The sequence below is a fragment of the Burkholderia sp. 3C genome, assembly GCF_054589155.1.
In genome coordinates, this window is record NZ_BAAILN010000043.1 from 21,672 (window position 1) to 31,057 (window position 9,386).

The 9,386-nt window shown below is 67.4% G+C and carries 12 protein-coding genes and 1 tRNA gene; 7 read left to right on the forward strand and 6 right to left on the reverse strand.

The features are described from left to right. Positions 1-31 precede the first annotated feature (31 nt). The 3 genes from ACYP33_RS06395 to ACYP33_RS06405 all read right to left on the reverse strand — a co-directional run bounded on the left by ACYP33_RS06395 (position 32) and on the right by ACYP33_RS06405 (position 1,921). Positions 32-490 (reverse strand): Lrp/AsnC family transcriptional regulator, encoded by a 459-nt coding sequence (locus ACYP33_RS06395; RefSeq protein WP_414443627.1) that lies wholly within the window; start codon positions 488-490, stop codon positions 32-34. A 157-nt stretch (positions 491-647) separates the two neighbouring features. Continuing rightward, a complete protein-coding gene (locus ACYP33_RS06400; protein ID WP_414443628.1) occupies positions 648-1,277 on the reverse strand; it encodes a 3'-5' exonuclease family protein in 630 nt (209 codons plus the stop codon). Beyond that, complete coding sequence (locus tag ACYP33_RS06405) at positions 1,274-1,921, reverse strand: MBL fold metallo-hydrolase (RefSeq protein ID WP_414443629.1); 648 nt, start codon at positions 1,919-1,921, stop codon at positions 1,274-1,276. Before ACYP33_RS06405 ends, ACYP33_RS06400 begins: the two co-directional genes overlap by 4 nt. A 652-nt stretch (positions 1,922-2,573) precedes the next feature. On the opposite strand from ACYP33_RS06405, the gene ACYP33_RS06410 reads away from it, so the two are divergent. Continuing rightward, positions 2,574-3,191, forward strand: a complete 618-nt coding sequence (locus tag ACYP33_RS06410) for a septal ring lytic transglycosylase RlpA family protein (RefSeq protein WP_459620468.1) — start codon at positions 2,574-2,576, stop codon at positions 3,189-3,191. 146 nt (positions 3,192-3,337) lie between these two features. Here ACYP33_RS06410 and rsmI read toward each other — a convergent pair whose 3' ends face one another. After that, positions 3,338-4,216 carry a 16S rRNA (cytidine(1402)-2'-O)-methyltransferase gene (gene rsmI / locus ACYP33_RS06415; RefSeq protein WP_459620470.1) on the reverse strand — a complete coding sequence of 293 codons (879 nt, stop codon included), beginning with the start codon at positions 4,214-4,216 and terminating at the stop codon, positions 3,338-3,340. Between the two features lie 310 nt (positions 4,217-4,526). Here rsmI and ACYP33_RS06420 point away from each other — a divergent pair, with 310 nt between their 5' ends. From ACYP33_RS06420 to ACYP33_RS06440, 5 genes are all read left to right on the forward strand, one after another. Then, on the forward strand, positions 4,527-4,928 hold the full coding sequence (locus ACYP33_RS06420) for a YraN family protein (protein ID WP_459620480.1): 402 nt from the start codon (positions 4,527-4,529) through the stop codon (positions 4,926-4,928). A 159-nt stretch (positions 4,929-5,087) separates the two neighbouring features. After that, positions 5,088-5,672 carry an SIS domain-containing protein gene (locus ACYP33_RS06425; protein WP_414443632.1) on the forward strand — a complete coding sequence of 195 codons (585 nt, stop codon included), beginning with the start codon at positions 5,088-5,090 and terminating at the stop codon, positions 5,670-5,672. A 19-nt stretch (positions 5,673-5,691) separates the two neighbouring features. Then, entirely contained in the window at positions 5,692-6,504 is an 813-nt protein-coding gene (locus ACYP33_RS06430; protein ID WP_414450552.1) for a BON domain-containing protein, read from the forward strand. Next, positions 6,501-6,860, forward strand: coding sequence for a c-type cytochrome (locus ACYP33_RS06435; protein WP_459620472.1), 360 nt, complete (start codon positions 6,501-6,503; stop codon positions 6,858-6,860). The genes ACYP33_RS06430 and ACYP33_RS06435 overlap by 4 nt, the downstream gene beginning before the upstream one ends. A gap of 63 nt (positions 6,861-6,923) precedes the next feature. Next, positions 6,924-6,999: transfer RNA gene (locus ACYP33_RS06440), tRNA-Ala, on the forward strand. A 53-nt stretch (positions 7,000-7,052) separates the two neighbouring features. Here ACYP33_RS06440 and ACYP33_RS06445 read toward each other — a convergent pair. Beyond that, a complete protein-coding gene (locus ACYP33_RS06445; protein WP_459620474.1) occupies positions 7,053-7,946 on the reverse strand; it encodes a LysR family transcriptional regulator in 894 nt (297 codons plus the stop codon). A gap of 96 nt (positions 7,947-8,042) precedes the next feature. Here ACYP33_RS06445 and ACYP33_RS06450 point away from each other — a divergent pair, with 96 nt between their 5' ends. After that, positions 8,043-8,813, forward strand: coding sequence for an SDR family oxidoreductase (locus ACYP33_RS06450; protein WP_459620476.1), 771 nt, complete (start codon positions 8,043-8,045; stop codon positions 8,811-8,813). A gap of 21 nt (positions 8,814-8,834) precedes the next feature. Here ACYP33_RS06450 and ACYP33_RS06455 read toward each other — a convergent pair whose 3' ends face one another. After that, positions 8,835-9,245 (reverse strand): cupin domain-containing protein, encoded by a 411-nt coding sequence (locus ACYP33_RS06455; protein WP_459620478.1) that lies wholly within the window; start codon positions 9,243-9,245, stop codon positions 8,835-8,837. Between the last annotated feature and the right edge of the window lie 141 nt (positions 9,246-9,386).

Below are 9,386 nucleotides of genomic sequence, written 5' to 3' on the forward strand. Positions count from 1 at the left end.
TGTGCGGTCGGCTATCTCGGCCCGATCGCCGTCAAAGCGGCAGTTGCGTATCGAATTTGATTTCGCGCAGCACGACGCTCGTGCGGACCTGTGAAACGGCCGGAATTTTGAAGATCCGTTCGTGCAGGAAGACGTCGTAGGCCTTGATGTCGGGCGCGACGATCTTGAGGATGTAGTCGGCCTCGCCGGTGGTGCTGTAGCACTCGGTCACTTCGGGGCAGGTCGCGATCTCGCGCTCGAACTGCTCGACGCCGCCCTCGTTGTGGCGCGTCAGGTGCACATGCGCGAGTGCGCACACGTGCAGGCCGAGCTTTTCGCGATCGAGCAGCGCCGTGTAGCGCTGGATCACCCCCGCCTGTTCCATGTCCTTGATGCGGCGCCAGCACGGCGTGCTCGACAGGCCCACTTGATCCGAGATTTCCTGCACCGAACGCCGCGCGTCGAGCTGCAACAGGCGAAGGATTTTTTGCGAAAACGAATCGAGTATCACCTGCGTCTCCCGGAGGGCGGCTGGAACGCCTCATGGTAGTGGTGCAAGAAAACTCGTGCAATGGATGTCGCGGATGCGAGGGAATTTTGCTTCGTGATGCCGGCGGAACGGGTGATTTTCACCGCTCCGCCGCATCGGATCGCGCATGGCGCGCGTTTTATTTAGCGGCCGGGCCGGTCGAGGCAGCCGGGGCATTCGTGCCGGCGCCCGCGGCCTGGTCGAACGCCGCTTGCCGCACGCGCAGGTCGGCCAGCATGTTGCAGAACAGCGCGCCCTGTTCGATCGCATCGTCGAGCGCGACGTGCGTGTGCGGGTGATCGTCGAACCAGTGCTTCGGGAAGCGCGGCTTGATCGCCTTGCGATAGGGCAGGCCGGTCAGCGCGAAGGCCAGCGTCTTGATGTCGAGCGCGGACCACGAGAACGGGCAGCGCCCCGCGAACCGCATCATGTACCAGAACATGTACGTGAAATCGAAGCCGGCCGGCATCGCCACGAACACCGGCTTGCCGGGCAGCGCCTCGACCCATTCGACATAGGCGATCAGCGCCGCCTCGGGCGCCTGCAAATCCTTCCGGCAGGCGGCCCAGGCTTCGGGCTGGGTCTTCCACCAGGCTTCCTGCACCGGATGCGCGGTCGCGCCGGGCAGCGTGTCGAGATTCGCCGAGAACGTGGCGATCAACTGCTTGTCTTCGGTGAATGCCGCCGAGGCGAAACTCAGCATCGAGTGCGGGCCGGGGATCGGGCCATCGGCCTCGACGTCCGTGCTGACGTAGATCTCGCCGCTCATCCGAACCTCCGGTCCGACACGAACGGATTGGTTTCGCGCTCCTGGCCGAACGTCGACACCGGGCCGTGGCCCGGCACGAACGTGACGTCGTCGCCGAGCGGCCAGAGCTTTTCGCGGATCGAGCGCAGCAGATCTTCATGATTGCCGCGCGGGAAATCGGTGCGGCCGATCGAGCCGGCGAACAGCACGTCGCCGACGATCGCCAGCCGATGTTCGCGGCTGAAGAACACCACGTGGCCCGGCGTGTGGCCGGGGCAGTGATAGACCTCGAGCGTTTCTTCGCCGACCGTGAGCGTATCGCCGTCGACCAGCCAGCGGTTCGGCTCGAACACCTGGGCATCGCCGCTGAAGCCGAAGCGCTGCCCTTGCGCGGGCAACTGCTCGATCCAGAAACGTTCATCTTCCTGCGGGCCTTCGATCGGCACGCCGTAATGCTCGGCGAGCGCCTTCGCGCCGGCGCAGTGATCGATGTGGCCGTGCGTGACGAGCACCTTCTCGACCTGGGCGTTTTGCCGCTCGACCTCGCCGCGGATCACGTCGAGATCGCCGCCCGGATCGACGACGGCGGCGCGGCCCGTCTTTTCGCAGACGATCAGCGAGCAGTTCTGCTGGAACGGCGTGACCGGTATCAACGTGACTTTCATGGGGTTGGTACGTAAGGCGGGAAAGGCTCGATTGTACTGGCTCGTCCGCCCGCGCGTGCCGTGCGCTGGCCGAACGGGCAAGGCCGAACAGGCGCAGCGGGCCGCCACGGCGGGTGTGCCCGGGATTGCATCATAGTGAGAATCAATCAAGGGGCCAGGCCGATTTCCGGGTGACTAATTTCATTTATGTATAATGCCGTCCATTGTGCGTGGTTCATCCACGTGTTCAAGCAGGCGTCAAGGCACCGCAAAACGGGCCGTCGCGCCGTCAATGCACTAGCCGCCGGCTGTTTCGGCGGCGCATCTCAGTACCGATCAATCGGTGCTCACGTCTTGTCCGGCCGGGTGTTACGAATACCCGCCGCGGCCATGCTGCCGCATGCCGGATGAGGCCTATGCCGCCGTTCCTGCGCGTTGGGTTTACCGCGACGCGTGCGAACTGCCTGTCATGTTCGATGGCGGCATTTGGGGTCTGGCCAGGCTGCCGGGGATAGGCTGCGCCAGACGTGAAAGCTAATCAGGACGGTCGCGGCAAGTACGACAGCCGCACCAGTGCAAGCCGCTTGCTCGCAAGGAGCAGGCGCGTGCGCGCATATCCGTCCGGGCCGCCTCATCAGCAGTTGCGCGGCCCGCACCCATAGGCGACACGTCGATGAAATTTCGATTGCCGAGGCAACTCGGTTCAGTAGTGATGGTGGCAGCGCTCACCGGGTGTGCCATGCCGCCGACCGCCGATCAGGCGTCCAGCAACGGCAACCCGAAGGATGCGCTGCGCACGGCTTCCGCCGCAGCAGCCGACGACGACAACAAGCAGGCGAATTTCGATTCGGCGCTGGCCACCATGCCGGCCACCGACACCGACGACGCCAAGCGCGCATCGCTGGCCGATGCAAAGCCGATCGACGCGGCCGATGCCTCCGACTTCCGTCAGACGGGCCGGGCCTCGTGGTACGGCCGCGCCTTCCACGGCAAGCGCACCGCGAACGGCGAGCGCTTCGACATGAACGAATTGACCGCGGCGCATCGCACGCTGCCGCTGTCGTCGTACGTGAAGGTCATCAATCAGTCGAACGGCAAATCGGTGGTCGTGAAGATCAACGATCGCGGCCCGTTCGCGCGGGGCCGCGTGCTCGATCTGTCGTATGCGGCAGCCAAGTTGATCGGCGTGGTGAAGGCCGGCACGGCGCGCGTGAAGATCGTCGGTTTGTCGCCGGAACAGGCGCGCGTTGCGCGTGACGAGATGGTGGCGTCGAACACCAGCACGCACTGAGCGTCAGGCGAGCCGCTGAGCGTCAGGCGAGCCGGCTTCCCGGCGCCGCTTGGCCCGTGCATTCCAGGCAGTTTCCAGATACGGCGTGACATCGGTCACGCCGAGAGATGTGATGCGCCGCGCGTTCGCGCTGCGTCCGGTTTCCCTCAGTCTTCCTTCAGTTCCAGCGCCCGTGCATAGAGCGTGTTGCGCGATGCGCCCGTCATCGCGGCCGCCAGCTTTGCCGCACTTTTCACCGGCACTTCCGACAGCAGCAGCTTGAGCAGCGCATCGTGCGCGTGCGGATCGTCGTCGTCCGTCTGCACGGGCGCGCCCTGCACGACCAGCACGAATTCGCCGCGCTGGCGATTCGCATCGGCGGCCAGCCACGCTGGCCCTTCGGCCAGGGTGCCGACGAACACGTCCTCATGTAATTTGGTCAGCTCGCGGCCGATCAACAGCCGGCGCTCGCCGCCGAATGCCTGCGCCAGCGCCTCGACCGTTTCTACGATGCGGTGCGGCGCTTCGTAGAACACCAGCGCGTAGGGGTGCGCTTTCAGCGGTTCGAGCGCGGTGGCGCGCTGCTTCGGCTTGGGCGGCAGGAAGCCCGCGAAGGTGAACGGGCCGGCCCAGTCGCCGGCGATGCTGACGGCGGCCGCCGCTGCGTTCGCGCCGGGCAGCGGCACCACTGGCAGCGCCGCGGCGCGCACCGCGTCCACCAGCTTCGCGCCCGGGTCGGAAATGCCGGGCGTGCCGGCGTCCGACACGTAGGCGATGCGCTCGCCCGCGCGCAGCAGTTCGACCACGCGGCCGGCGGCCTCGCGCTCGTTGTGCTGGTGCACGGCCAGGAGCGGCTTCGAGATGTCGTAGCGCGCGAGCAACTGGCCGGTGTTGCGCGTGTCCTCGGCCGCGATGCGATCCACGAGCCCGAGCACATGCAGCGCGCGCACGGTGATGTCGGCGGTATTGCCGATCGGCGTCGCGACCACGTAGAGCGCACCGGTCGGGAAGTGCTGCGATTGGGCGAGATCGAGGAGGGAAGTCATGGCGGAACGGATGCGCAAACGCGCGGCGGGCGGGACAAGCCACGCATTGTGCCACGCGGGCGCGGCGCGGCCGTGCGTGGATTCGGACGAGGCGGGGAATGCGCGGGGCGGTAGGCCGGAGGTCGGCGAAACGGTTGAGGATTTTGGCGAGGCGGCGAATGTGAAGGGCGGCAGGCCGAAGGTCGGCGAAACGGTTGAGGATTTTGGCGAGGTGGCGAATGTGAAGGGCGGCAGGCCGAAGGTCGGCGAAATGGCTGATGGTGCGGGCGAGGTGGCGTATGCGGAGGGCCGCATACCGAAGGCCGGCGCAATGGCTGACAACGTGATCGACGCGGTGGCCGAGGACACATCCGGACGCCCCGGCTCGAAGCGCGTCGGCGCCCGGTTCGAATGGCAGGCGCGGCGCTTTCTCGAACGTCGGCAATTGGTTTTCGTCGCGGCGAACCTGGTGGTGCGGGGCGGCGAACTCGATCTCGTGATGCGCGAGCGCGACGGCACGCTGGTGTTCGTCGAGGTACGCGCGCGCCGTCATGGCCGGCATGGCGGCGCGCTCGCCAGCATCGGGTCGCACAAGCGGCGGCGTCTCGTGGCGGCGGCGCGCGCGGTGTGGGCGCGCTTCGGAGGAAGCAGCGCGTGCCGCTTCGACGTGGTGGCGTTTGAGGCCGGGCAACTGATCTGGCTGCGCGACGCGTTTCGCGCCGACGACACCTAGCCGGCCACGCGCCCTGCGTGTTTCGTGCCCGGTTCTTGTGTCGAGTTGTAAAGGACGCGGCGGTGGCGGCCCTGGAGTGCGGTAAACTCGCCGCACCCACGCTACCGCGCGGCTTGCCGCGCGCTTCTTCCCGGGTTTCACGCTACACGCGATAGGACGATGTCAGTCGAACGTATTCAGCAACATATCCGCGACAACGCGGCGCTCGCGCTCGAGGTGCTCGATGCGCTGTCGCTGCCGATCGCAGCCGCCGTCGACGCGATGTTCATGGCGCTCGCGAACGGCAACAAGATTCTCGTCTGCGGCGACGGCCCCTCGGCCGCTGCGGCGGAACGGCTTGCCAACGCGCTGGTCGGCGGCTTCGAGCGCGAACGGCCCAGCCTGCCGGGCCTCGCGCTTGCCACCGATGCGAGTCGCGCCGGCCCGTTCACGAGCGGTGAGGCGGCCGATCAGATCTTCGCGCAGCAGGTGCGCGCGCTCGGCCAGACGGGCGACGTGCTGGTGGTCATCGATCCGGCCGGCGATTCGCCGCGCATTCTTGCCGCCGCCGCCGAGGCGGGCGAACGCGAAATCACCGTGATCGCGCTGGCCGGCCGCGACGGCGCGCTGGCCGCCGCGCTGTCCGACACGGATATCTATATCGGCGTGCCGTCCGACCGGGCGCTGCGCATCCAGGAAGTCCATCTGCTGACCATCCACTGCCTGTGCGACGGCATCGACGCGATGCTGCTGGGCGAAGACTGATTCGAAGGAGAGCTTGTCGATGATTACCCGCCGCGTTGGACAGACGCTTGTGAGAACCACGTTGATGATCGCGTTGTCGGCCGGCCTGGCCGTTTCGCTGCAGGGGTGCGTGCTGGCCGTGGTGGGCGCCGCAGCCAGCGGCGGCGCGTTGATCGCAACCGACCGCCGCACGCTCGGCACGCAGACGGAAGATCGCGAGATCCAGCTCAAGGCGGCCTCGCAGTTGCGCAGCGGCCTGCCCGACGACGCGCACGTCGCCGTGACGGTGTTCAACCGCCGCGTGCTGCTGACCGGCGAGGTGTCGAACAACGCGTCGAAGCAGCGCGCCGAGGAAATCGTCCGCGCCATCAACAACGTCAACGCGATCGTCAACGAGCTGGCGCTGCAACCGGCCACGTCGCTGTCCGACCGCACCAACGATTCGTATCTCGAAGGCCGCGTGAAGTCGGCGCTGGTGGGCGAGAAGGGCATTTCGGCGAACAACTTCAAGGTGGTGTGCGAGCGCGGCAACGTCTACCTGATGGGCCTCGTGACCGTCGACGAAGGCAACATCGGCGCCGACGCGGCCAGCCGCGTGCCGGGTGTCCTGCAGGTGGTGAAGGTGTTCCAGTACATCAAGCCGGCCGACTCGCCGGCCCTGACCTCGTCGAGCGCACCTGCCAGCGACCCCGGCGTGACGCAGATCCCGCCGGCGGCTGTCGACGTTGGCCCGACCGTGGGCGCGGTGCCCGATTCGAGCGTCAGCGCCACGCCGCTGCAGTCGCAGGCGCCCGCGCCGGTGACGAGCTCGCCGAACGTGCATCCGGGCAACGCGAAGGCGGTGAAGCAATGAGCGTTCGCCGCACCGTTCGCCGCGCGGCGGCATTGGCTGTCACCACGCTCGCGCTGGGCGCGGGCCTGTTGGCCGCGCCCGCCGCGCAGGCCGCCGACGATGGCCTGCGCGTGGCGCGCGGCAACGCCTGCATGGGCTGCCACGCGGTCGACCGCAAGCTCGTCGGGCCGTCGTTCAAGGATATCGCCGCGCGCTACAAGAACGATCCGGCCGCGTCGGCCAAGCTCGAGAAGAAGGTGCGCGACGGCGGCTCCGGCGTGTGGGGCGTGATCCCGATGCCGGCGCATCCCGGCATGAGCGACGCCGACGTCAAGGCCGTCGTCAAATGGGTGCTGGCCGGCGCGCCGTCGAACTGATCGAAACGGTTCGCGGCGGGCTTGCCATCCCCGGATCGGCTTGTGTATGATCGATCGAATGTTGGGGGGGTAGCTCAGCTGGGAGAGCGTCGCGTTCGCAATGCGAAGGTCGGGAGTTCGATCCTCCTCCTCTCCACCAACGGATGTCCAGAAAGCCGGCCTTGCGCCGGCTTTCTGCTTTTCCGCCGCCGCTCATCCCTTGATGAAATCCACGAACGCCCGCAACGGCGCCGGCAGCAATCGCCGGCTCGGATAGTACAAAAACGGCCCGGAAAACCCCTGCCACCACGGCGTCAGCACCGGTATCAGCGCACCGCTGTCGAGATGCGGTTGCAGCCATTCCTCGAACAGATGGACGATGCCGACCTCGGCCCGCGCCGCATCCACGAGGATGTCCACCGCTACGCCGGGCCGCACCCGCAACGGCCCTGTCGGCTCGACGCGCACCACCTCGCCATCCCGCTCGAAGATCCACGGCGTCAGCGCGCCGCTCGGAAAGCGGCTGCGCAGGCAGGCATGCGCGAGCAGGTCGCGCGGATGCTGCGGCGTGCCGCGCCGGGCCAGGTAGCCGGGTGCGGCGGCGGTGGCGAAACGCTGGGTGTGCGGGCCGATCGGCACGGCGATCATGTCGGCCTCCAGGCGCTCCTCGTAGCGGATGCCGGCATCGCAGCCCGATGCGAGCACATCGACGAGACTCTCCTCCACCTCCAGCTCGACCTCGATCTCCGGATACGCCGCGAAAAAGCGCGGCAGGATCGACGGCAGGATCAGCCGCGCCGCAATCGGCGGCACGTTCAGGCGCAAGGTGCCGGCCGGGCGCTCGCGATAGCCGTTGACGACGTCGAGCGCGGCGTCGATCTCGGCGAACGCGGGCGCGACGCTTTCGAGCAGCCGCGCACCGGCCTCGGTCAGCACGACGCTGCGCGTCGAACGGTTGAACAGCCGCACGCCGAGTTTGTCTTCGAGCCGCCGGATCGACTGGCTCAACAGCGACGGGCTCCTGCCGTTCACGCGCGCGGCGTCGCGAAACCCGCCGGCCCGCGCGACGTCCACGAACAGACTCAATTCACCAGGGTCGATCTTCATTGTTCTTCCATATAAACAACCTGTTCACATTGTGCTGAATTGTCGATCTATCAACAATCGACGAGCATGCGAGGCATTCTTGAACGGGAGATCGACATGACGGATACGACACAAACCAAAGTGGCCCTGGTGACGGGCGGCAGCCGGGGGATCGGGCGCGATATCGCGCTGTCGCTGGCGCGCAAGGGCGTGGATGTGGTGCTGACCTATCAAACGCGGCGCGCCGACGCCGAAGCGGTGGTCGCGCAGATCGAGAGCATGGGCCGCAAGGCGGCGGCGCTGCCGCTGGACGTGTCGGCGATCGGCGCGTTCGCGCCGTTCCTGGCCGAGCTGAAGGCCGTGCTGCAGGCGCGCTGGAACACGGGCAAGCTGGACTTCCTCGTCAACAACGCCGGGATCGGCGCGGCGGTGCCGATCGCCGAGGTCACGGAAGCGGTGTTCGACACGTTCTCGAACGTGCACTTCAAGGGCGTGGTGTTCCTGACCCAGCAATGCCTAGCGATGATGAACGACGGCGGCGGCGTGGTGTTCATCACGGCGGCGGCCACGCGCTTCATCGTGCCGGCCTACGCGATCTACGCGGCCTGCAAGACGGCGGTCGAGACGTTCTCGCGCTATGTGGCGAAGGAGTACGGCGCACGCGGCATTCGCGCCAACGTGATCGCGCCGGGCGGCGTCGAAACCGATTTCGCCGGTGCGCGAATCCGCAACTCGCCCGAGCTGCAGGCCTACGTGAAGGCGCAGACGGCGCTGGGCCGCGTCGCGCAGGCCGACGATATCGGCGGCACGGTGGCCTTCCTCTGCACCGACGATGCGCGCTGGATCAACGGCCAGCGCATCGAAGTATCGGGCGGAATCAACCTCTGAGCCGTCGGCCGCGCCCCGGCATCAAACCCACAGATCATTCGCCACGGTTCGCTCGTTGCGCGCCCCATCGCCGGTATTCACCACCCCACGCGGCTCGACCAGCAGCAGCTTCACCTCGCCGAGCGCGTGCGGACGGTGCTCGACGCCCTTCGGCACGACCGCCATCTGGCCCGCGCGCAGCACGATGGTGTGCTCGCCGGCCGGGCCGCCGCGCATCTCGATCTGCAGTTCGCCTTCGAGGACGATGAAGGTTTCGTCGGTGTCGTCGTGGGTGTGCCAGACGAATTCGCCGTCGAGCCGCGCGACCTTGAACTGGTAGTCGTTCATTTCGGCGACGACGCGCTGCTGCCAGTAGCCTTCGACGCGCGCGAGCTTGTCGGCCAGATCGATGGTCTGGCACTGGCCGCGCAATGCCGGGGTGGGGGTGGTCATGGTGTGCTCCGTCCGCAGGGAAAGGTGAGGGAGCCGCGAGCATACGAAGCCGCTCGCGCGGCGTATTGAACGATCGTGGGCGCGTGACGGCGTGAAGATGTGACGCCGCCGCGCGGTCAGCCGCCCGGCCGGGCGGCGCTC